Source organism: Victivallis sp. (assembly GCF_048170485.1).
Classification (GTDB): domain Bacteria; phylum Verrucomicrobiota; class Lentisphaeria; order Victivallales; family Victivallaceae; genus Victivallis.
Genome location: NZ_DBEXAY010000213.1, coordinates 1 through 22,189 on the forward strand (window position 1 = coordinate 1; position 22,189 = coordinate 22,189).

The following is a 22,189-nucleotide window of genomic DNA, read 5'->3' on the forward strand; positions in this document are numbered from 1 at the left end:
AAATGGGGTGGTAAACGGGACTCGAACCCGCGACCTCCTGGGCCACAACCAGGCGCTCTAACCAACTGAGCTACAACCACCATTTTCAGCACGTTTTATATAATACAGCATCTTCGGAAAAATGCAAGCTGTTTTCTGCTCAAAAACAGAAAAAAAGCGCATTTTTGAGCAGATGTATGATCCTGCGACGGTTCTTGACCAGGCGGAGCGTGTCTTGAGCAGAACGCAACAGAAAAGGCCGATCGTTCTTATTGTTTATTGCAAAAGGCCGTGAAAGAGAGTAAATCTTTCACGGCCTTTCAATCATCAATGTCTGTTTTTGCGGAATCCTTCGAGCAGAACCTGCTTTCGATCGGTATTCGGGGCAGGGCGGATGCTCTTATGATCGGAACCGGCTTTTTCCACATCCCAGACGGAGGCTTCGCGGAATGCATGATAGCTCCAGTCCCAGTGATAATCCTCGAAGATCTTGATGAGGTCCCGCAGATATTGCGCGGCTCCCGGCGCCCAGGTGATGGCGGAAAATTCGCCGACGTAGATGCGGGCTCCGTAGCGCAGCTGGAAATCGCGGACCGGTTGAAGAATCTGCCGCAGTTTCTTCTGATCGAACTCTTCTCCGTTGATGCGACCGGGGTAGACAACCGGTTTTTCCCCGGGCCGCAGTTTTCCATCCTTCGAATAGACGCGCTGATGGGTGAATTGAAACGGCTGATACATGTGAACTTCATAGATGATGTTCAAGAGATCAATCGGGTCCAGCAGATGGAAGGTGTCCGGAGAGTTGGAGAGATTGGCGGCAATGATGATCGGCCGGGTGGAGTCGATTTTGCGAATCTCCTCCGCCGCCTGTTTCTGCAACGTCAGGAAGTCGTGTTTGGCAAACCGTTTCTGGTTGGGTTCATTGATGAGTCCGTAGCCCCACACGGCCGGATTGTTGCGGAATCGACGCGCGATCCTTTTCCAGAGCTCGACAAAATATTCGGCGTAGCGGGTCTCGTGGAACATCGCCATCTCCCGGTTGGCATATCGGCCTCCCGGGTAGGTGTGAAGATCAATGACAAAACGAATGCCGTATTGTTCGTAACCGGTGCGGAACATGGTTTCAAAGTGATCGAGTTTGCGATTGATCCAGCGGTCGAACTCCTCCAGATCGCGGTCGGTGCCCACCTTGTGCCAGTTGCGGATGATCTGAGCGCGGACCAGATTGACGTTCCAGCTTCGAAGCGTGGCGAAATCATCTAAAGTAAGGTTTCTCGCCGGGGACATCATCCCCCGCAGCGGCGGTGTGGCGCGGACCTCATCGCTGTAACGGGCGGTAAACGGTCGGGTCGGCGGGGAGAACAGCTTGTGAAAACGGAGAGAGGCCAGATCGAATTCCACCTCGCCGGAGCTGTCCTGCAGACCGAGTTTCAGAAACGCTTTGCCCTGCGGTTCTCCGACAAGAGCGAAAAAGGAGAGTTCCTGCCAGTCGAACGTACCGGAGTATTTCCGGATTCCCGGCCAGAAATTTTTTCCGGCCGAATCGCGGTAGTGCAACATGAACTTGACTCCGTTCCACTCCTGGGGCGGTCTGGAAACATTTTTCGCTCTGGCACGAATCGAGAATTCGATCATGCAATTGGCGCTGGACGAAAGGTCGAATTCGGCCGAGGCGCAATGTTGTCCGCTCTTGTCTTCCGGTGCGACGGAGAACTTCAGAAACCGCCCCTCTTCCAGTTTCGCTTCGCGACAGAGATTCCACTTGAGGTTCAGAGATTCCGCATGTCCCGCAAGGGCGGCAAACAGAATCACGTTCCACAGGATTTTTTTGTACTTCATCCGTTTTTCCTTCTCTCTTTCTCAATATTGATAATGCAGGTATTTTCTGTCGTCCTCTTCATCGGTAAACGGCGAATTTTCAAATGGATGAAGCGTGTCGTTCAGGTGATATGCGGCGACGTGTCCATCGAGATGGAGCGCGTTGGTCGATTTCTGATGACGACCGGCGACGATGCCGAAGCCGGTGTTCTGAAAACGGTCGACCTGCCAGCGAAAATAGCCGTTTTCCTCCACCGCAAGTCCCGTCGCCGCCTGTTGCCAGGTATCCGCCAGCAGGATTTTAAAAGAGGGGGATTTGAAATAGCCGAGCTTGAAGGACTGCAGGCGGGCGACCTGATACAACTGACTGTTGATTCCGTAGTGCGGCTTGGTGATCCACCAGCCGGCACCGCCGCCGGTTTCCGTGCCGGTCAGATCGTAACGGCCGGTCATCGACGGGCAGTGAAACAAAGTGTTGTGCGCATAGAGCCCGGTTTTCATCCAGACGCCGCTGGTATAGACGGCGGAGGCGGAAACTTTGAGATTGGGTCCCATCAGCGCATTGGTCCAGCAGGGGTAGCTGCCGGAAGCACTTCCTTGAACCGGAGGCAGAAAATCGGCGTGATCGGCGGAGTAAAGCTGGAAGCCGGAGCCCAGCTGCCGGAGATTGTTGATGCAACTGGCGGAGCGTCCCCGTTCCCGCGCCTGGTTCAGCGCCGGCAGCAGCATTGCCGCAAGAATGGCGATAATTGCTACAACAATAAGAAGTTCAATAAGAGTAAACGTTTGCCGTTTCACCCCGGGATACAGGAGGGGAAGGGCGGAAACCGTCAGGCAGAGCGCGGCGATGCGGAAGGCAGAATTCCAGTCCGCAAACACGCTGCCGGCGATGAAAATCATGGGGAGCGTGACGAGGAAAATCCACATTGCCGGATCGGGCTTGCAGGACGGTTGATTCCTGAAAATCTTCCGGGCGCAGAGAACTCTTCGATGCATATTGCCTCCTTCTGTTTGCCTTGTTGCCTTTATGGTATGATTACCGGTTTGGCGGTGAACTCGGCGATCTGCCGCCGCCACGCTTCGACGACGGCAGGCGGGGGGAATTCCTTCGGCAGAGAAGGCATTTCCCGGCGAAGCTGGCGGTAGTGTCCTGCCGCCAGGGGATGGTATGGCTCAATATGAATTTCCTTCACGTGATCCAGCTGTTCTGCAAGACGGGCGATTCCCTTCAGATGGTCCGGCCGGGCGTTGACTCCCGGAATTAACGGGCAGCGGAGAATGATGGAAGCGCCCTCCCGGTTGAGAAGATTCAAGTTTCTTAAAATCAAACGGTTGTCTTCTCCGGTGAATCGGTGGTGAAGTTCCGGGTCGGTTTCCTTCCAGTCGAAGAGGAACCATTCTACATAGGGGATCCAGCTTTTCAGCGCGTCCGGATCTCCAAACCCTGAGGTTTCCACGCAGCAGCGGATGCCGCGTTCCGCAGCAAGACGCAGCAGAGAGAAGCAGAATTCCTTCTGGAACAATGGCTCACCTCCGGAAATGGTGAGGCCTCCGCCGCTTTCCTCGAAAAAAATCCGTTCTTTCTCCGCTTCCGCTATGATCGTTTCCGCAGACATCCGGAATCCGGCAATCTTCAGCGCTCCGGCGGGGCAGTTCTCCACATCGGTTTGACTGACTGGCGGCGCGGTTTTTTCGAAGATGTTTCCGCAGACGCCGCAGTGCAGACACTTTTCCTGCTGATACAGCAACTCCGGCTCCGGGTGCTGCGACTCCGGCGTGTGACACCAGCGGCAGCGGAGCGGACATCCTTTCAGGAAGACCACCAGCCGGATGCCCGGACCGTCGTGGGATGCGAAATGTTCCAGTTTGAGCAGATTGCCTTCCATCATCGCTCCGCCTGTTGAATGTATGCATCCTGCTCTTTGCGGAAGAGGGAGTTCCATAGAACGTTCCATCCGCAGATGCGCACCTGAAGGTCACGAAACTTTTCCGGCTCGCGCTGCGCCTGCCGCAGCTGATCGGCATCCATCACATTGAAGTGGATGGCGTGCCCGAAATGATTCACATACGCCATCAGCAGTGCACGCATGGCGCGCAGACCGTTTTCGCCCCGGATCTCAGAGGGGTGCAGCATGATATCCACGGAGAGGTCCGCCATGAACAACCTGGAATCCAGTTTCAAAACGGAGGCCGCCAGCGCAGTGGCTCCCTTCCATGCCGCACCTTGCGTGGCGGTCATGTTTTTGCTCAGTTCGTCGCCGCGGCGCCGTCCGTCAGCGGTCGCTTCCACCTGCCCGGCCCACTCGGTAAAACGGTTGGAGGAGTGCAGCGAAACCGTGTGGATGCCGCCGCGGCCGTTGGGGGTGCCGTGATAACGGCGGGCGATCGCTTCGGTGAAGTGACGTGCAATCTGATCCGGCAAATCAAGGTTGTTGCCGAATTTTTCCGGATCGTTCCGGAGCTTTCGCCGCCAGAAATCAAATCCATCCCAGTCGGCATCCAGCATGGCGACCAGTTGCGGCAAGGTCAACTCCCGGCGTTCGAACACGTAACGCCGGATCATGCTAAGCGCGTCCGCCGTCGTGGCGGGGCCGCAGATCCACAAATTGGTGTTGTTATACCGGGCGCCCCTGGCATAGCCGTCCTCCGCTTGTTCCAGACTGGAAACGAAGGTTGCGGACAGCATCGGAGCGGGGTTGAAGCGATCGAGATGACGCTCCAGCTTTTTAGCGAAGGCGATATGGCGGTCATAGCGATAGAAGAGCTGCCGGAGAAACGCCTTGTAGAATGCGCCGAATGTCTTGAACTCTTCCGGCTCTCCGGTGCGGGGTCCGAGCTGCCGGCCGCTCAACGGTTCCACGCCGTTGTGCAGCGTGAGGCCGAGAATCTTGACGGTGTTGACGGTGACGGGAGCGGTTTCGACCGTTCCGCCCCGGGCACAATATTCGTAACACCCCTTGATGTCCGCCGTGTCGGCTTCTCTTTGGGAGTAACCCTGGTGCAGCATCGCCCGGCGGATGCAGGGTTCGCCGACGAAAGCGATGCTGTTGCGTCCGCGGCGGATCATATCCAGCGCCTTGTCGAGGAAGGCGACAGGGGTCTGCGGCGAAACTTTGATCTGCAGTTTCGGGTCGAAAATCCCCAGTTTGTCATACACGTCCAGAATCAGAAAGGAGAGTTCGTTGATCGTGGAGGAGCCATCCGGATTCGTGCCGCCGAAATAGAAGGGGTGGCCGACTTTGTAATGCATCGCCGTCATCTGGTAGAGAAACGAGCGGAAGATCTCCCGGATCTCCGCCGGATGACAGCATCCGGAATCCAGATCGTGCCGGTAAAAGGGATAGAGCACGCGATCGAGATTCCCGAACGAGCGGGTCTGAATGATATCGACATATTCGGAGAGCTGGAAGTAGAGCCAGATTTGCAGCAGAGCCTCATAGAGTGTATTCGGAGCTCCGACCCGCAATTGCCGCAAGGCGGCGGTGAGTTCGCGTGCAACCGGGGTCGGTTGGAGTTTTTCCGCCTCGGCGATGAGGCGATCGAGAAAATGGAGGATGGCCCGGTATTCGATCTGGATCGATTCGAAGAACGCATCGGCCTCCGGGGAGGATGGCCCGGTTTCCCGGTAACGGCGCTGATAGCGTTCCGCCCGTTTGAGCAGACCGGAAAATCCCAGTTGCAGCACGGCGTCCCAGTCCGGCACGGAGTGTTCGTAATCGGCCCGGAGTTGAGCCAGCCGGGTCGCATTGCAGCGGTCGATCTCCTGTTTTTCTTCCGGCGAGAAGAGCTCCGTCATCCCTGCCTCAACCCGTGGGGCCACGAAGGTGCCCAGGAGCGGTTTTGCAGGACAGGCGGCGATGCCGGGAAAACGATCACAGGGAGAGAGTTTCACTTGCACTTCATCCAGGAGTTCGGCAAATGCGTCGGCCTTTGCCAGCGGCGGGGGCAGGGGCAGTTCCTTGAGAAAACGCTGTTTCAGACGAGTCTTCAAAAGGTTCAGCGGCACTCCTGGGGCATCGTCGTAAAAGGAGGGATCGACGAATTTCCGCTCCAGATAATTTCTTTCCCTGGTAAAGTCACTGTTTTGCACGGGTAACGCCTTTCCTGTTTCTGCATTAAGTATAGTTGATTTTCCGTCGGATGAAAATGCACGAAACCGGAAAAAAAATATATTTTTCTGTATCTTGCGTTGAAAAGTTTTGAAATGCGCTCTATGATAATAACGGATTATGAACACATTGAGGAACAATCTTCTGCCGTTGAGCAACTGCCTTCAGCTGGAATTCCGCAATTTTTTCTATGGAACCAGTTGCGGCAAGTTCGTCACGGAATATCCCTATGCAAGGCTGCTGTTCTCCTTCGGGAGCCGGGGCGAGACCGTGCTGGAGGATGAGGCTGGCGCGGTGGCGTTCCGGCGCGGCATGTGGCTTTTGATTCCACCGTTCCGCCGGGTTCGCCATTTTCATGCGGAGAGCACCCATCTGTCGATACACTTCAGCTTTTCCGTGCTGCGAGGCGCTGAATTGCTTGCCGGGCGGCCGCTGCTCCACGGAGAGGCGCCGGAACTCACTTCGCTCGCACAGTCGTTGATCGATCCTGCCGCCGGCACGCTTACGTTTCTCAACGGAATCCAGCTGCTCTGCCGCCGGGTATTGTTTGACGCTCTTCGCGATGAATTCACCGAATTGGAGCAGGTCTATTCCCGGTTCGTCCGTTATGCCGCTTTGACGGACTATCTGCACCGGAATCTCAAATTTCATACTTCCGTGACGGAAATGGCGCAGGTGATGAACATGGGAGTTCAGAGCTTTGCCAAGCGTTTCTCCGCAGACACCGGGATTTCTCCGCGAAAATTTTTCGAACGCATTCTGGCCGAACATGCGGTCCGGTTGCTGACCGGCACCGACCGGTCCGTCAAGGAGATTGCCGCGGAGATGGGATTCGACAACGAATATTATTTCTCCCGTTTTTTCAAACGGCATCTGGGATTGCCGCCGGGAGAGTTCCGCCACCGGATGACGCGGATTGTGTAGCCGCGGCGGTATTGCGGAAAAATGCACTCGGCAGTTTCTGCATTCTCAGGAAACGGCGTCTTCTGCGTCATCCGGTGAAAGAACCGGCGAGAGATCGCGTGAAAAGATCGTCAGGAAATCGCCGGCTTGCTTGCAAACTCCCCGAAGGAAGGGTACTGTAAAAGGATGATGGGGGCGGTCCGGATGGCACCGGCCTCCTGGAAAGGGAAATACAGGGAGAAATGCAATGAGTTCCAAAGGGAATTCCCAATACCGGGTGCTGGTCAGCGGCCACCGCAATCCGGATATTGACAGTCTTGCTTCGGCCGCCGCACTGGCGGAACTGCGCCGCCGGCAGGGAAACAGCAGCATCACCGCACTCTGTCCCGGTGTACTGCCGGATCGGGCCGCGGCGCTTTTCCGGCGCTTTCATCTCAAACCGCCGGTCAGCTGCAATGATGTCTACACCCGGATTCGCGATGTCATTGCGACGGTTCCGACGATTCACTCCGGAACAACGCTGCTCGACGCGGTCGGAATGCTGCGGGAATCGGGGCGCCCCCGGCTTCCGGTCGCCGACCGCGATGGGCGATTTCTCGGAATGCTCAGCAGTCTGGCTCTGCTTTCGGAACTGCTCGGCGTCGGCCGCGATGCCGGCAACAGTCTCACCGGGCGGCGGATTCGCACGTCGCTCCGGCTGATTCAGCGGGTGCTCGAAGCGGAGGAATTGACCGGATTCGATCAGGATTCCCCGCAGGAGTTCGAGGTCTATGTCGCGGCGATGAGCCTCGACAGCTTCGAGGAGCATCTGCCGCGGGGAAACAATCGCGAGCTTGCGGTGATCGTTGGCGACCGGCCGGAGATCCATCTGCGGGCGCTCAACCGCCGTCTGCGGCTGCTGATCGTCACCGGGAACCGCCCCGTGGAGCCGCTGATTCTGGAGAGCGCCGCGCGTGACGGCGTGTCGATTCTGCAGACGAAACTGGACTCCGCCACGGTCATCCGGCGGCTGAAGTTCAGTGTTCCGGTGGAATGCAGCGGAATTGCCCTGCCGGAGCTGGTGCTCGCTCCGGAGGATCGCCTGCGCGACGTGAGAAACCGGATTCTCAATCAGCCGGAGGATGTGATTCCGGTGGTCGATGCCGACGGAATTTTCTGCGGAGCGGTGTTCAAGAGCGTCTGCAGCAATCCGCCGCCTTTCCGCATGATTCTGGTCGATCACAACGAGCTGGATCAGAGTCTGCCCGGCGTGGAGGAGATTCCGGTGATCGAGGTGGTGGACCACCACCGGATCGGCATGATGCCGACCGCGGTGCCGATTCGCTTCACCGGCGATGTGGTGGGCAGTACCTGCACGCTGGTGGCGGCGATGTACCGCAGTTCCGGCGAGAGCTTGAGCGCCGACATGGCGGGGCTGCTGCTCGGCGGGATCGTTTCGGATACCCTGCTCCTGAAATCCCCCACCACTGCGGATCTCGATCGCCGCATGTGCGAATGGCTTGAGAAGGCCTCCGGCGTCACCGGCGCGGAGTTGATGGAGGAGCTGATGCGGATCGATTCGCCGCTGGCCTCCAAACCGGCCGCCGAGGTGATCGGTCAGGACCGCAAGGATTACACCGAAGGCCGGTTCCACTTCGCTCTCGCGCAGGTGGAGGAGAGCAATCTGGAGCTGCTTCATCAGCGCAAAGCAGAGCTCGCCGGGGAGATGTGCCGCGCCATGGAACGGGACAAGCTCGACTTCTTCGGTCTCCTGGTGACCGATGCGGTGCGGGAGTGTTCGGAGTTGCTGATGACCGGTTCTCCGGAGGTGCTCCGCAATCTGCCGTATGTCCGACTCGATGACGGCCTCTGGTCGCTCCCCGGCGTCCTCAGTCGCAAAAAACAGCTTCTGCCGCAGGTGATTGCGATTATTGCGGCGTTGGAAGGGAATTGACGGCGGCCGTACGATGGATGAAGCTGTTACCTTTTCTCCAATCGGTTTTGTGCGGGGCGGCGGCCGCTATCCGCAGGAGGCGCCGCGCCAGAGTGTCCTGGCCCGGAACCGCGGCGTGGTGGAACTGCTGCCGGGGAGGGGATTTGAAACGGCACTGGCCGATCTTGCCGGGTTTGACCGGATCTGGCTGATCTTTCTCTTCGACCGTGCCGGGAACTGGCGGCCGATGGTTCGTCCGCCGGATGGCGCGGGGCGGAAAATCGGGCTTTTCGCCACCCGTTCTCCCCACCGGCCCAATCCGATTGGAATCTCCGCCGTGGAACTGGAAAAGGTGGAGGGGTTGCGGCTCTTCATTCGCAACTTCGACCTGCTTGACGGAACGCCGGTTCTCGACATCAAACCCTACATTCCGGCGGCGGATGCGTTCCCGGAATCGGCGGCAGGGTGGCGCGACGCCGTGCCGCAGACGCTTGTTTCACTGGAGTTCTCCCCCGAAGCGGCCGCGGCGATTGCATGGATTCAGAAGCAGGGAGGGCCGGACCTTGCGGAAGTGGCGCATGTTCAGCTCGCCACCCGGCGGCCCGACCCGAAACGGCAGCGGTTGCGGGAGATGGATCCGGCGCGGGGCGAATGGGAGTTCGCCTTCCGCACCTGGCGTCTCCGGTTTCTCCGGACGGACGGAGAGGTCCTGGTCTCCGCGGTACATTCCGGTTACCATGCGGAAGAGCTGGCCGAAGGCGCTCCGGACCCCTACCGCGACAAAGCGCTTCACCGGGCGTTCTGCGAACGCTTTTTGAACTAACTGCGGAGAGCGGCGGCTTTCGCCATCGCCTGCACAATCCGGGTGATTTCGTCCGGTTCGGTGATGAAGGGCGGCATGGTGTAGAGCCACGGACCGAAGGGGCGCAGCCAGACACCGGTCTCCTTCACCACCCGCTGAACCGCTTCCGGTTCCGGCGTGCGGGCCAGTTCCACCACGCCGACCGCGCCGAGGACCCGGGTGTCACGGACGTTCGGCAGATTCCGCAGTCCGGCGAGTTCCCGTTTGAGCTGGGATTCAATCGCGCGCACCCGCCCCTGCCAGTTGTATTCGCGGAAGAGCTCCAGCGAGGCGCACCCGGCAGCGCAGGCGAGCGGATTGGCCATGAAGGTGGGGCCGTGCATGAATTTCCCCGGGGAACCGGAGGAGATCGTTTCCGCCACTTTCCCGGTCGCGGCAACGGCGGCAAGCGTGATCGCTCCACCGGTCAGCCCCTTGCCGACGCACATGATGTCAGGGGAGACTCCGGCGAATTCCGCGGCGAAGAATTTGCCGAGCCGCCCGAAGCCAGTGGCGACTTCGTCGAAAATGAGCAGAATGCCCCGTTCGTCGCAGGCGCGGCGCAGTTCGCGCAGGTACTGCGGGTGATAGAAACGCATGGCGTTCGCCCCCTGAAAGACCGGTTCCAGAATGACGGCGGCGATTTCGTTGCCGTGCCGGTCGAGCAGCTCCTCCATCGGTTGAAAGTCACCGGGATCCCAGTTGCCGCCGAACGGCGTGACCGGCTGCGGCGCAAAGTGGTGCCGGGCCAGGATGCCGCGGAACATCTGATGCATGCCGTCGGGGTCGGAGAGCGCCATCGCACCGGCGGTGTCGCCGTGGTAGCCGCCCCGCACCGAGGCGAGCACCTGCCGGGTGGAGCGCCCGGCGGCGAGCTGGTACTGAATCGCCATCTTTGCGGCGCACTCCACTGCGACGGAGCCGGAGTCGGCGAAGAAGACCTGCTCCATTCCGGCGGGGGTGGATTCCAGCAGGAGCCGGGCGAGGCGGACGGCGGGTTCGTGGGTGAAACCGGCGAACATCACCTGGGCGAATTTTTCCAGCTGGGCATTGATCGCCTCGACGATGCGCGGATGGTTGTGGCCGTGGCACATGCACCACCAGCTCGAGAGCGCGTCAATAAGTTCGGTGCCGTCGGCCAGCGTGATGCGGGTGCCGCGGGCGGAAGCCACCGGGTTGACCGGCGGCGGATTGATGGTGGAGGCGTACGGGTGCCACAGATGGGCACGGTCGAATGCGAGAAGTTGAACTGTATCCATAAGTCCCTCCTGAATCGGGATGATCGTTGCCGGTTACCGCTTCGGCACCGCACCGTCGAAAATGGCACCGAAGTCCGGTTCGGGCAGCGGCTCCTTCACCTCTGGGAGCTCCACCAGAACCTCCGGCTGGTAATAGCGGTGCAGGTATTTCAGAATCATGCGTTTGGAATCCTCTTCGATCAGCGGGTCCGCCTCCGGGCACCAGTTGTACACCACGCCGGCGATCTTCATGTCGCGGCGGCTGGCCATTTCGATGGACATGATGGTGTGGTTGAGACTGCCGAGACGACCGCAGGTGACGAGGATCAGGGGATAGTTGTGTTCGGCCGCGAAGTCGATGGTCAGCAGATCCTCGGTAAGCGGAACCGCGAGGCCGCCGGCCCCTTCGACCAGAACGACGTCGAACTGTTTGTCAAGTTCCGCGATGGAAGATTCGATTTTCCCCAGATCCAGCTCCCGGTGCTCCAGCTTCGCCGCCAGATGAGGGGAGGAGGGGAAGTGGAAGATGGCGGGCGCGGTCAATCCTGCTTCGTCAACGGCGAGTTTCCCGGTGCCCATCAGTTCCCGGTGCCGGTCGAGATCCTCGGAGAAGCCGTCGTTGCCGGTCTGCACCAGTTTGACGGTGACGGCGTTGACGCCCTTGTGCACCAGATAGCGCGCCATCATGCCGACGGCGATGGTTTTGCCGATTCCGGTGTCGATTCCGCTGACGAAGTAGATACTCATAATTCCGGTCGCTTTCTTGCAATTAACGTGATGGGGTGATAGGTGAGCGGGAGCATCCGGTTCCCGCTCCGGAAACGGGCGGAGTAATCCGCTTCAAAGGCGGCAAGTGTCGAACGGGTCCAGCGGCTCCGACCGCCGGAGGCAGTGACGCCGGTCGCTTTGAGATGGCGTAAAATCTCCCGCACCGTGGAAAATTCAAGAGTGATGAGTTCCTCGTGGCAGGCGAGGATGTCGAAGCCGGGCGCGAGAAGTTCATGCAGCCCGGAGAGCGCACGGTAGGAGAGGCCGCTGCCGGTGAGCGCGGCGATCTCCCGGAGGTTCTCCGGCCCGAATGTGGTGAAGGCGAGGATTCCCCCCGTCTCAAGCGCCGCGTGAAACCGGATGAGCAGAGCGGCGAAATCCTCCACCCACTGGAACACCGCGTTGGCGATCACCAGCGAAAGCGCCTCCGGCAGAGGCATGGTTTCGATATCCGCGGCGCGGAACTCCGCCGCCCGGCGGCCGCGGTGGAAACGCTCCCACTCCGGCACCAGATCGATGAGGTAGAGTTTTTGGTATTCGAGACGGGATTCCACCAGATCGGTCAGCATGCCGGAGCCGCATCCGGCTTCGAGAATCCGGTCGAACCGGCGTTCGCCGCCGGTGGCCAGCGCCAGCTGGTCGAGCAAAGTTTCCGCCATCTCACGCTGGATTTCCGCCGCCTCGTGGTAGGTGGCGACACTGCGGGCGAAGCGGGTCTGCACCAGTTGTTTATCGATGTTCGCCAAGATCGGTCACCTCCCGGAAACTGTGGAATTCGGCAAACGGATAATGCGGCAGGTCGAGCGAAAGAATTGGCGTCTGCACCGACTGCCAGAATGCCGTCTGGGCTTCGGGCGGAAAAATCCGGTCGCGCGTGCCGACGACCGCCAGACGGAAACAGTTGACCGGGAGCGCTCCTTGCGCGGCCTGTTCCAGCGCGAAGAGCTCCCGCTGCTGCTCCTCCGGCGTGCGACAGGGCAGGGGGAACGCTTCCAGTTCGGCGCGTCCGCCGGCGACCCGTTGAAAGAAGCGGCTTCTCGCCCGCTCTTCGCCCCAGTGTTCCGCCGTGCCGCGGAAGATCTCCGGCGCAATGCCGAATGCGGCATCCACCGGGCGCAATGTGCCGTTGAACGCGGTGGCGCTGGCGAACTCGATCGCGTGCCCCGCCAGCAGTTTCGCCGCCGTGAATACGCCGAGCGACCAGGCGGCAAGGTGAATTTTACGATACCGGGAGAGCTCCGCGAAAAAGGCGGTGTCCGGCTCCGTGTAGTCCCAGAGCGCCAGCACATCGAGTCCGCCGCTTGCCAGATGGGCGACGGCGCGCTCGTCCATGCTCCAGCCGTTGAAGAAGAGCAACAGTTCCGAGCTTTCGCCGCGATACAGAAACGATTGCTTCACAACGCCTCCCGGATCTGTTCGATGGCGGATTCCTCCAGTGCGGCCGAGAGCGAGAAACGCAGACGCGCGGTATGGGCCGGCACGGTCGGCGGGCGGATGGCAAAGACCAGAATGCCGTGGTTCCGGAACCGCTCGGCGGCGGCGACGGCATCGGCATCCTCCCCCACCCGGCAGGGGACAATCTGGGAGTCGCCGGGCGTCGTGGCATCCCCGAAAAGTTCGCGCAGACGCTGCCCCATCCGGCGCAGTTTCGCCCGTTTTGCATCCATTCCTGCGCAGTGTTCCAGCACGAAACGGCTCCAGTTGAGGATCACCGGCGGCAGGCCGGTCGTGAAAATGAAGGGACGCATGTGGTTGACCAGAAACTGCTTCACCTCCGGCGCCATGATCGCGTAAGCGCCGGTCGAACCGAACGCCTTGCCGAAGGTGCCGATCAGGACATCCACCTCGTCCGCGACGCCGAGTTCGGCGGCAAGACCGGTTCCTTGCGGGCCGCGGACGCCGACGGAATGCGCTTCATCCACCACCAGAATGCAGTCGTATTTCTTCTTGAGTTCCACCAGCCGGGCCAGATCGGCCGCGTCTCCATCCATGCTGAACACCGATTCCGTGACCAGAAAGACGCGGCGGAAGGCCGCGCGCCGGGCGGCGAGCTGTTTCTCCAGCTGCCCGAGATCCAGGTGCGGATAACGGCGGAACTCCGCATCGCAGAGCCGCATGCCGTCGATGATGCTCGCATGGTTGAGCTTGTCCGAAAGAATCAGATCCCCGCTGTGCGCCAGTGCCGGAAGAATGCCGATATTGGCGTGGTACCCGCTGTTGAACACCAGTGCGGCACGGTTGTTGTAAAGTTTGCTCAATGTCTCCTCGAGCCGGGTGTAGGCGGGCGTGTTCCCGGTCAGCAGGCGGCTGGAGGCACTGGACTGGGCGAGTTCCGGCGTGGAGCAGTCGGGATACTGCTCGTAGAAGCGCCGCCGCAGTTCCGCATCTCCGGCGATGCCCATGTAGTCGTTGCTGGAGAAATTGAGATAGATTTTCCCGTCGAGCATCGCGCGGGCGCCGGGGAGCGGAGTGATTTCCCGGAGGAAACGCACTCTTCCTGCTTCTGTGAGCGCCGCGGTGTCGGCGGCAAGTTCGTCAAGCCAGGTCATCGTTGCCGCCTTTCAGAAGATTTCGAGTTCACCGATGAACTTGAGATCGTCTTCCGGACTGCGCCCCCGGGTGGTGAGGTAGCCGCCGGTAATCATGCCGTTGAGACCGGAGAGCATCAGCAGCCCCTGAAAATCCTTCATGACCGTCTCGCGCCCGGCGGCGAATTTGAGTTCCATCGCCGGATTGATCAACCGGAAGATGGAGAAACACTTGGAGACCTCCGCCGGCTTCATGACCGGCCGCCCCTCCAGCGGGGTTCCGGCGATCGGCAGCAGGACGTTCAGCGGCGCGCCTTCCACCTTGAGGTCGCGGACGGCGATGGCCATATCCACCCGGTCCTCCCAGGTTTCGCCGAGCCCGAAGATTCCGCCGCAGCAGATGGTGACTCCGAACTCCTGCAGATAGCGGATCGTCTGGATCTTCTCTTCGATGGTGTGGGTGTCGGCGATCAATTCGGCATAGCGTGCCGGATTGGTCTGGAGATTCATATTGTAGCGCCACGTGTGATGCTCGGCAAGAAGCCGGGCGGTCTCGCGGCTGAGAATGCCGATCGAAACGCAGAGTTTCAACCCGGGACAGGCTTCGTGCACCGCGTCGAGCGTTTCGAGAATGCGTTCAAATTCCGGAGTGACGCTCCGGTAACCGTAGCCGCTGGTGACGTAGCCGAAGGAGTTGGCGCCGTGCGCGGCGGCCCGCTTCGCCGCTTCGATCACCTTTTCTTTCGGCAGCAGCGGGTAGGTTTCAATGCCGGTGTGGTGGTGGGCGGACTGGGCACAGAAACGGCAGTTCTGCGGGCAGACGCCCGATTTTGCATTGAGGATGGAGCAGGGGATGATCGCGGGGGAGAACTTCTCCCGCACCTTGTTGGCCAGCGAGGCGAGGTCGAGGATGTCGGCCCCCTCGATCGATCGGGCCAGTTCGAGCGCTTCCATACGGGAAAGTTCAGCGCCGTCAAGCACCTTAGCCGCATTGACGATCAGCGGATTGAGCATGGTATTTCTCCAAAATTCAAAGTTCAGCAATTTTCTTTCTTATAATATAGCACCGGAACCGGCAAAAATCGAATTTCGAGCTTGCATTTTCCTGCCCGCGCGATATCTTATGAATGTTTCTCGTGAAAACGTTTCATAAAGGAGGCGATGAAGGTACGATGGACAAAGTGAGATTTGGAATTATCGGCTTGGGCAACATGGGCGGGTTGCACCTCACCTGGATCAATGAGATCCCGGAAGTGGAGCTGACTGCGGTCTGCGATATCGATGCGGAGAAGGCCGACCGCAAGGCGAAGGAGTACAACGTCCGCTCCTTCCACAGCGCGGATGAGCTTTTCGCTTCCGGCTGTGTGGATGCGGTGCTCATTGCGGTGCCCCATTACTCGCACACCCCGCTCGCCATTGAAGCGTTCAAACATGGACTGCACGTGCTCTGCGAAAAGCCGATCGCGGTGACCAAGAGCGACGCGCAGAAGATGATCGACGAACATGCGAAACACCCGGAACTGCGGTTCGGGCTGATGTTCCAGCAGCGGACGCATGCGGCACACAAGAAAATCAAGAAGCTGATCGACAGCGGTGAATTCGGCCGGATCCAGCGGGTCAACTGGATCATCACCGACTGGTTCCGTTCGCAGAGCTATTACGACAGCGGTTCCTGGCGCGCCACCTGGGCAGGGGAGGGCGGCGGCGTGCTGCTCAACCAGTGCCCCCACAACCTCGACCTCTTCCAGTGGTTTTTCGGGCTGCCGGTGATGGTTCGCAGCTATGTTTCGATCGGCAAATATCACGACATCGAAGTGGAGGATGACGTCAACACCTTCTGCCGGTTCGCCGACGGTTCGACCGGAAATTTCATCACCTCGACCGGGGAATATCCAGGCACCAACCGCCTGGAAATCATGGGAACCCGCGGCCGGATGGTCTTCGAGAACAACGTAATCCGCTTCCGCCGCACCGAAGAGGATGTGAACGACTTCTGCCGCAGCACGCCGGAATCGTTCCCGTCGATGACCACCTGGGACATCGAAGTGCCGTACCAGGTGCAGAAGGATCACAAGGCCCACAAAGAGGTGATCCGCGACTTCGCCCGCGCGGTGCTCGATCCCAAGGCGAAGATGGTCGCCGAAGGAGAAGAGGGGATCCGTTCGGTCGAATTCGGCAATGCGATGCTCTACTCCGGACTCAAGGATGTCGAGGTGCCGATTCCGATGGATACGGCCAAGTACGACGAGATGCTGCAGGAGTTGATCAAGAACTCCCGTTACGTCAAAAAAGAGGCGAAGGCCGCCAAGGTCGATATGGGGAATTCTTTCTAAGATTCCCTTTTTCCGGGCGGCAACGCCGCCCGGAATTCCGGCTTCAGGCGAGGGCGAGAAGGATGACCCCGAGCAGAATGAGGCCGAGCGCAATCACTTTGCCGCGGATGTTGGTGTCATGAAAGTACCAGCTGCCCGCGGCAAAGGTGACGATGCAACTGCACCGGCGAACCAGTGAAATGATTGAAATCTGGGTGTCGGGGAGGCTGACCGTATAAAAATAGAGCCAGTCGGCGACGATCAGCAGAATGCCGGTAAGCGGAATGCTCCAGCGCCACTGAAACTTCCGTTGCACTTTCTTCCTCAGCAGCAGGCAGAGCAGATATGCCACGCCGAGCAGCACGGCAATGTCGATCGAAAACCAGAGCTGCACAGTGTTGCGGGGAATCCGGAGCACTCCCAGCAGATATTTATCGTAGAGCGATGACGCCGCCCCGAGCAGAGTTCCGGCCATGATGAGATGGATGCTCGGGTGGCGGAGTGAGAATCCTTCCAGCTTGCCCAGCACGGAAAATCCGTAGTACCCGGCAAAAATCGACACCATCGCCACGCCCTGCCACGGTGTGGGAATCTCATGAAACAGCACCAGACTGCCGAGAAAGGTCCAGAGCGGAGCGGAGGCGCGCACCGGAGCGGCGATGGAGATCGGCAGATCCCGCATCGCATAGTAGACACAGGTCCAGCTGGAGCCGACGAGGAGGGATTTCGCGGCGATCAGCCACCAATCACGATGGGAGCAGGCGGCGAATTTTGCGAAATGACCGCTCACCAGAGAGGCCGTCACAAAGAGTGTCGTACCGGTGAGCGTGGCGAAAAAGAGCACCGGCATGACGGTGTTCTCCCGGACGGCGTGCTTCTTGCACAAATCGTAAAAACCGAGTGCGAGGGCCGAACCGAGGATCGGCACCATCCACCCGGCGTCGGCGGATACCATGATCTTCCTCTGTCTGAATACAATACCGTGTTTCAAATTCGGGAAGGGGGCCCCTCCCGGGACTATGTGTAAAACGTCTTTAAAACAAAACCACCGGAAGATCCCGGTGGTTTTGTCAAACGGCGTACTGCCGATGATTACTTGTTGGCCAGTTCGAACTTCTTCATGAACTCGACCAGCGCCTGCACACCTTCCATCGGCATGGCGTTGTAGATGCTGGCGCGGCAGCCGCCGACCAGACGGTGCCCCTTGAGGTCGGTCAGGCCGTTCTCGCGGGCCTCCTGGACGAACTTGGCGTCCAGCTCATCCGACGGAGTGCGGAAGACCACGTTCATCCGCGAACGATCCTTGACCGCGACCGGGCTGCGGAAGAACTCCGACTCATCGAGGAACTTGTAGAGGCAGGCGGCCTTTTCGTTGTTGATCTTTTCGATCGCCGCAACACCGCCCTTTTCCTTGAGCCAGTCGGTCACCAGCGCGAGCATGTAGATGCCGAAGGTCGGCGGGGTGTTGAACATCGAACCGTTCTCAATGTAGGTGCTGTAGCGAAGCATCGTCGGAACAATCGCCTCATTGGTGCGGGCGGCCAGATCCTTGCGGATCACCACCAGCGCGACACCGCTGGGACCGAGGTTCTTCTGCGCACCGGCATAGATCAGGCCGAAGTCATTGACGTCAAACACGCGGGACATGATGTCGCTGGACATATCCGCAATCAGCGGCACGCCGGCCGTCGGCTTCGGCAACACATGGTACTGGGTGCCGGCGACGGTGTTGTTGCTGGTGATGTGCAAATAGGCGGCATCGGCCGTGCGTTTCCACTCCGACTCCTCCGGAATGTGATCGTATTTGGTTTCGCGACTGGAGGCGACGATGTTGACGTTGCCGTAGAGTTTCGCCTCTTTGGAGGCCTTGTTGCTCCAGACGCCGGTGTCGACGTAGTCGGCGGTGCCGCCGTTGAGCAGGTTCATCGCGAGCATGGCAAACTGCATGCTCGCACCGCCCTGGATGAAGAGCACCGCATAGTCGTCGGAGATGTTGAGCAGTTCCCGGACATTCGCTTCCGCGCGGTCGATCACCGGTTTGAAAAGCTTGCCGCGGTGGGAGAGCTCCATGATGCCGCTGCCGCTATTCTGATAATTGGTGAATTCCGCCTGCGCACGCTGCATGACTTCCTTCGGCAGCATGGCCGGCCCGGCTGCAAAATTATAAATTGCCATGATGGACCTCTCTTGTTGAATGGATTGTCGTTCAGTGAGAATTCATAAATATACTGCTAAATACCGTATTTTGCAAATAAAATGGCAGGGAAAGCGACAAGATCCCGGGAACATGAATCATTTTTTCGAAACCGTGAGCGCATTGCGCCGGAACTCACCCGGCGTAATGCCATACACCGCCCGGAATTTCCGGGAGAAGTAATTGGTGTTCTCGAAGCCGCACAGCCGGGCGATTTCCGAAATGTTCCAGTAGGGATTGCGCAGATGCCCGGCGGCATGTTTCAGCCGCAGGGCAAGCAGATACTGGATCGGCGTCCGGCCGCATTGCTCCTTGAAGAGCTGGTTGAGACGGCTTGCCCCGATTCCTGCGTGCCGGGCAAGCTGATCGACCGTGAGCGCCGAGGCATACTCCCGCTCGATCAACTCCATGGCGCGCCGCAAAGCGGGATGTCGCCCCCCGCACTCTTCTCCTCCGGAGGTCAGTTCCCTCAACCGGAGCCAGAGCGCTTCCGTCGCAGCGGAGGCGGCGCTCCCGCCTCTTGCCGAGCCGAAGCAGCAGAGCGCCCGGAAGAGCTCCCGCGTCGCCGGATCTCCGCCGGTGTGAACCAGACGCAGCGATATGTCGAACTCCGGCGAGCGGATCGACGCAATCACATAATTGGTCTCGCATACACCGAAGTTGAACTGACTGTGCTCCAGCTGCGGCGGCTGAATGTAAACATCTCCGGCCGAAGCGTCAAGCGTGATTCCGCCGGGGAAACGACAGCGGCAGGAGCCCTCTGTCACCATGACCAGTTCCACTCCATCGTGGGAGTGCCTGGGCACGGTGCGACTGCCCCGGAATCGGGCCGCACTGATAAAATGTATTCCGGAATCGGACATCGTTTCGTTTTCACCGCAGCCGGGATGCATATCGCACCGCCCACCAGAAAGATGAGGCGGGCGGCACGACGGAACTTATGCGTGGCAGGCGGGCGCTCCCGGACCCTTGCCCGGACACTGCCGGTTGCCGTCACACTGGTAACAGATGCAGTTGACCAGTTCACGCCCCTCCATGCAGTCGCTGACGTTCTGCAGCGTCACTTCCGCGATGTTGGTCATCGCTTCCCGGGTGAAGAACGCCTGATGCGACGTTACCAGCACATTGGGGAAGGTCAGCAGCCGGGCGAGAATGTCGTCGTCAATGGCGTAGCCGGAGCGGTCTTCAAAGAAGTAATCGCTCTCCTCCTCGTAGACATCCAGGCAGGCGCCGCCGATTTTCCGGCTTTTCAATCCGGCGATCAGCGCGGCGGTGTCCACCAGTTTCCCCCGGCTGGTGTTGATGAGGTAGACGCCGTTCTTCATGCGGGAGATCGCTTCCGAATTGATCAGGTGGACATTGTCCGGGGTCAGCGGGCAGTGGAGCGAGATGACATCCGACTCCGCATAGAGCTTCTCCAATGGGACATACTCCATATGAAGCGCCTTTGCCGCCTCCTGATTCGGATAGACGTCGTAGGCCAGCAACCGGACGCCGAATCCCTGCAGGAGTTCGGCAAACACCCGGCCGATCTTGCCGGTGCCGATGATGCCGAAGGTTTTGCCGCGCAGGTCGAACCCAATCAAACCGTTGATGGAAAAGTTGTTTTCCCGAATCCGATTGTAGGCGCGGTGGAGCGAACGGTTCAGCGTCTGCAACATCGCCAGAGCGTATTCCGCGACGGCGTACGGGGAGTAGCCCGGCACGCGCATGACCAGAATCTTCCCGTAGGCGGCGGCGAGGTTGACGTTGTTGTAACCGGCACAGCGCATTGCGATCACTTTGACCCCCAGCCGGATCAGCTCCTTGACCGTCTCTTCGCCGACATCGTCGTTGACGAAGGCGGAAACCGCGTCAAAGCCGGCGGCCATCCGGGCGGAAGCCGGTCCGAGCCGGGTTTCGAAGTAGGTCAATTGAAAGCCGAATTTTTCGTTTGCCTTATCGAAGAATTCCCGGTCATAGGGTTTCGTGTCGAAAAACGCAACCTTGATTTCCTTCATGTTCGAACCTCCTCTTTCTGATTGCAAACAGCCGGATCACTCCGGATTAACTCGGATCGTAGTCGCAGTCGGGGAAGAACTGTTTCGCCACCTTGGCCAGCGTCGGCCGATCCCCCATCATCAACATACCGTCGTTCGCCTGGATGATCGTATTGCCGCGCGCCAGAATAAAGTGGCCGCCGCGGCGGATCAGCATAACCAGAACTCCGTTCGGCAGATTCATTTCCGCAAGGCTCTTGTTGACAAACTCGGCATCCGGGTGGACGTCGAATTCGTACATTTCGCTGTTGATGCTGTCGGTCTCCTCCAGTTCGAGCGGAATGCGCGGCTTATCCGACAGCGGCCGGTCAAGTTTGAGGAACTTCGCCACCGGCATGAGCGTGCGCCCCTGAATCAACACCGAGGCAAGGACGATAAAGAAGACCATATTGAACATCATATTCGCCCGTTCCACATGGGCAACCAGCGGAAAGGTCGCCAGCACAATCGGTGCCGCGCCGCGCAGGCCGACCCAGGAGACCAGCGTCCGCTCACGCAGCGTGAACCGACTGCCGATGAGACAGAGGAAAATGGAGGCCGGACGGGCGATGAACATCAGCACCAGCGCCAGCAACAGCCCGAGGCTCCAGACGTTGACGGCAAAAAGTTCATGCGGATTGACCAGCATTCCCAGGGTGGTGAAGAGAGTGACCTGCATCAGCCAGGCGAGGCCGTCACTGAACCGGAACAGCCCTTTCTTGAAATTGTAGCGGCGGTTCCCCATCGTGAGGCCGCAGACGTAGACCGCCATGAAGCCGTTGCCGAAGAGGGATTCGGTCAATCCATAGGCGAAGATGATGATGGCAACGCCGGTGACGAAGTAAAGTCCTTCGTATTCAAGCTTGAGCTTGTTGAAGAGCCAGCAACCCGCCCGGCCGATCAGATAGCCGCCGGCAATGCCGATGGACATTTTGGCCAGAAAGACCGGAACAAAGCTCCAGAGTGTCGTATCACTTCCCTGTACAATGCCGATCATGAAGATGGTCAGAAAGGCGGCCATCGGGTCGTTGCTGCCGGACTCCAGCTCCAGAAGCGGTTGCAGGTCACCTTTCAGGCTGACGCTTTTGGAGCGCAGGATGGCGAAGACCGCCGCGGCATCGGTGGAAGAGATGATCGACCCGAGCAGCAGGCACCATTTGAGGTCATATCCGAACAGCAGCCAGGCTCCCAGACCGACCAGGAGTGCGGTGATGAGCACGCCGGCACTGGCGAGCAGCGCGCCGTAGCCGAGCACTCCTTTGATGGAGCGATAATTGGTATCGAGACCGCCGGAGTAGAGAATGAAGCACATCGCCACCGTTCCGAGAAAGTTGATCGGCGCGGCATGGGTCGTACTGTTGATGGAGACCCAGTCCAGTCCGTCCGAGCCGGTCAGCATGCCGACCGAAAGGAACATCAGCAGAATGGGAACGTTGAACCGGCTGGAAAGTTTGCTGGAAAAAACTCACAGCAGAAGCAGAATGGCAACCATTGCCAGAAATTGATGAATCGCCATGGAAACAGATCCTCATTTGTCAGGCTGTCTGCACGCAGAAGGTGGAATGCCGC

18 protein-coding genes, 1 tRNA gene and 1 pseudogene are annotated in these 22,189 nt (G+C 59.3%); 4 read left to right on the top strand and 16 right to left on the bottom strand.

The features are described 5' to 3' along the window. Nucleotides 1–3: 3 nt before the first annotated feature. From ACMLHG_RS11085 to ACMLHG_RS11105, 5 genes are all read right to left on the bottom strand, one after another. Nucleotides 4–80, bottom strand: a tRNA-His gene (locus tag ACMLHG_RS11085). 226 nt (nucleotides 81–306) lie between these two features. Next, nucleotides 307–1,818 carry a glycoside hydrolase family 5 protein gene (locus ACMLHG_RS11090; RefSeq protein WP_417170534.1) on the bottom strand — a complete coding sequence of 504 codons (1,512 nt, stop codon included), beginning with the start codon at nucleotides 1,816–1,818 and terminating at the stop codon, nucleotides 307–309. A gap of 21 nt (nucleotides 1,819–1,839) precedes the next feature. Further along, nucleotides 1,840–2,793 carry a DUF1559 domain-containing protein gene (locus ACMLHG_RS11095; RefSeq protein ID WP_417170535.1) on the bottom strand — a complete coding sequence of 318 codons (954 nt, stop codon included), beginning with the start codon at nucleotides 2,791–2,793 and terminating at the stop codon, nucleotides 1,840–1,842. Nucleotides 2,794–2,822: 29 nt separating this feature from the next. Next, nucleotides 2,823–3,686, bottom strand: a complete 864-nt coding sequence (locus ACMLHG_RS11100) for a glycyl-radical enzyme activating protein (RefSeq protein WP_417170536.1) — start codon at nucleotides 3,684–3,686, stop codon at nucleotides 2,823–2,825. Further along, nucleotides 3,683–5,887 (bottom strand): pyruvate formate lyase family protein, encoded by a 2,205-nt coding sequence (locus tag ACMLHG_RS11105; protein WP_417170537.1) that lies wholly within the window; start codon nucleotides 5,885–5,887, stop codon nucleotides 3,683–3,685. The genes ACMLHG_RS11100 and ACMLHG_RS11105 overlap by 4 nt, the downstream gene beginning before the upstream one ends. Nucleotides 5,888–6,026: 139 nt before the next feature. On the opposite strand from ACMLHG_RS11105, the gene ACMLHG_RS11110 reads away from it, so the two are divergent. The 3 genes from ACMLHG_RS11110 (at nucleotide 6,027) to tsaA (ending at nucleotide 9,544) form a co-directional block, all read left to right on the top strand. Continuing rightward, nucleotides 6,027–6,830: a helix-turn-helix domain-containing protein gene (locus tag ACMLHG_RS11110; RefSeq protein ID WP_294435965.1), complete on the top strand. Its 804-nt coding sequence runs from the start codon at nucleotides 6,027–6,029 to the stop codon at nucleotides 6,828–6,830. 226 nt (nucleotides 6,831–7,056) lie between these two features. After that, nucleotides 7,057–8,742 carry a putative manganese-dependent inorganic diphosphatase gene (locus tag ACMLHG_RS11115; RefSeq protein ID WP_417170538.1) on the top strand — a complete coding sequence of 562 codons (1,686 nt, stop codon included), beginning with the start codon at nucleotides 7,057–7,059 and terminating at the stop codon, nucleotides 8,740–8,742. Between the two features lie 13 nt (nucleotides 8,743–8,755). Then, entirely contained in the window at nucleotides 8,756–9,544 is a 789-nt protein-coding gene (gene tsaA, locus ACMLHG_RS11120) for a tRNA (N6-threonylcarbamoyladenosine(37)-N6)-methyltransferase TrmO (RefSeq protein ID WP_294435963.1), read from the top strand. Here the strand turns inward: tsaA and bioA are convergent. Genes bioA through bioB form a run of 6 tightly spaced genes read right to left on the bottom strand, consistent with a single transcriptional unit; the run spans nucleotide 9,541 to nucleotide 15,110 of the window. After that, on the bottom strand, nucleotides 9,541–10,821 hold the full coding sequence (gene bioA, locus ACMLHG_RS11125) for an adenosylmethionine--8-amino-7-oxononanoate transaminase (protein WP_295810970.1): 1,281 nt from the start codon (nucleotides 10,819–10,821) through the stop codon (nucleotides 9,541–9,543). The two genes, tsaA and bioA, sit on opposite strands and share 4 nt — an antisense overlap. 33 nt (nucleotides 10,822–10,854) lie before the next feature. After that, complete coding sequence (gene bioD, locus ACMLHG_RS11130; RefSeq protein WP_417170539.1) at nucleotides 10,855–11,547, bottom strand: dethiobiotin synthase; 693 nt, start codon at nucleotides 11,545–11,547, stop codon at nucleotides 10,855–10,857. Next, nucleotides 11,544–12,314 (bottom strand): malonyl-ACP O-methyltransferase BioC, encoded by a 771-nt coding sequence (bioC, locus tag ACMLHG_RS11135; protein ID WP_294435960.1) that lies wholly within the window; start codon nucleotides 12,312–12,314, stop codon nucleotides 11,544–11,546. The genes bioD and bioC overlap by 4 nt, the downstream gene beginning before the upstream one ends. Next, nucleotides 12,298–12,966 carry a DUF452 family protein gene (locus ACMLHG_RS11140; protein ID WP_295810964.1) on the bottom strand — a complete coding sequence of 223 codons (669 nt, stop codon included), beginning with the start codon at nucleotides 12,964–12,966 and terminating at the stop codon, nucleotides 12,298–12,300. The genes bioC and ACMLHG_RS11140 overlap by 17 nt, the downstream gene beginning before the upstream one ends. Then, on the bottom strand, nucleotides 12,963–14,117 hold the full coding sequence (locus ACMLHG_RS11145; RefSeq protein WP_417170540.1) for an aminotransferase class I/II-fold pyridoxal phosphate-dependent enzyme: 1,155 nt from the start codon (nucleotides 14,115–14,117) through the stop codon (nucleotides 12,963–12,965). The genes ACMLHG_RS11140 and ACMLHG_RS11145 overlap by 4 nt, the downstream gene beginning before the upstream one ends. Nucleotides 14,118–14,129: 12 nt before the next feature. Further along, a complete protein-coding gene (bioB, locus tag ACMLHG_RS11150; RefSeq protein ID WP_417170541.1) occupies nucleotides 14,130–15,110 on the bottom strand; it encodes a biotin synthase BioB in 981 nt (326 codons plus the stop codon). Between the two features lie 158 nt (nucleotides 15,111–15,268). Here bioB and ACMLHG_RS11155 point away from each other — a divergent pair, with 158 nt between their 5' ends. Next, entirely contained in the window at nucleotides 15,269–16,429 is a 1,161-nt protein-coding gene (locus ACMLHG_RS11155) for a Gfo/Idh/MocA family protein (RefSeq protein ID WP_295810956.1), read from the top strand. Between the two features lie 43 nt (nucleotides 16,430–16,472). Here ACMLHG_RS11155 and ACMLHG_RS11160 read toward each other — a convergent pair whose 3' ends face one another. The 5 genes and pseudogenes from ACMLHG_RS11160 to ACMLHG_RS11180 form a co-directional block, all read right to left on the bottom strand. Beyond that, the gene (locus ACMLHG_RS11160) at nucleotides 16,473–17,363 is read right to left on the bottom strand and encodes an EamA family transporter (RefSeq protein WP_417170542.1); all 891 of its coding nucleotides are present in this window, start codon (nucleotides 17,361–17,363) and stop codon (nucleotides 16,473–16,475) included. 137 nt (nucleotides 17,364–17,500) lie between these two features. Further along, nucleotides 17,501–18,583 (bottom strand): 3-phosphoserine/phosphohydroxythreonine transaminase, encoded by a 1,083-nt coding sequence (gene serC, locus ACMLHG_RS11165; protein WP_294435954.1) that lies wholly within the window; start codon nucleotides 18,581–18,583, stop codon nucleotides 17,501–17,503. Nucleotides 18,584–18,700: 117 nt separating this feature from the next. Continuing rightward, nucleotides 18,701–19,495, bottom strand: a complete 795-nt coding sequence (locus tag ACMLHG_RS11170) for a helix-turn-helix domain-containing protein (RefSeq protein WP_417170543.1) — start codon at nucleotides 19,493–19,495, stop codon at nucleotides 18,701–18,703. 45 nt (nucleotides 19,496–19,540) lie between these two features. Continuing rightward, complete coding sequence (locus ACMLHG_RS11175; RefSeq protein ID WP_295810947.1) at nucleotides 19,541–20,602, bottom strand: 2-hydroxyacid dehydrogenase; 1,062 nt, start codon at nucleotides 20,600–20,602, stop codon at nucleotides 19,541–19,543. A 46-nt stretch (nucleotides 20,603–20,648) separates the two neighbouring features. After that, a pseudogene (locus ACMLHG_RS11180) lies at nucleotides 20,649–22,073 on the bottom strand (potassium/proton antiporter); the annotation flags it as partial. Nucleotides 22,074–22,189: the final 116 nt, after the last annotated feature.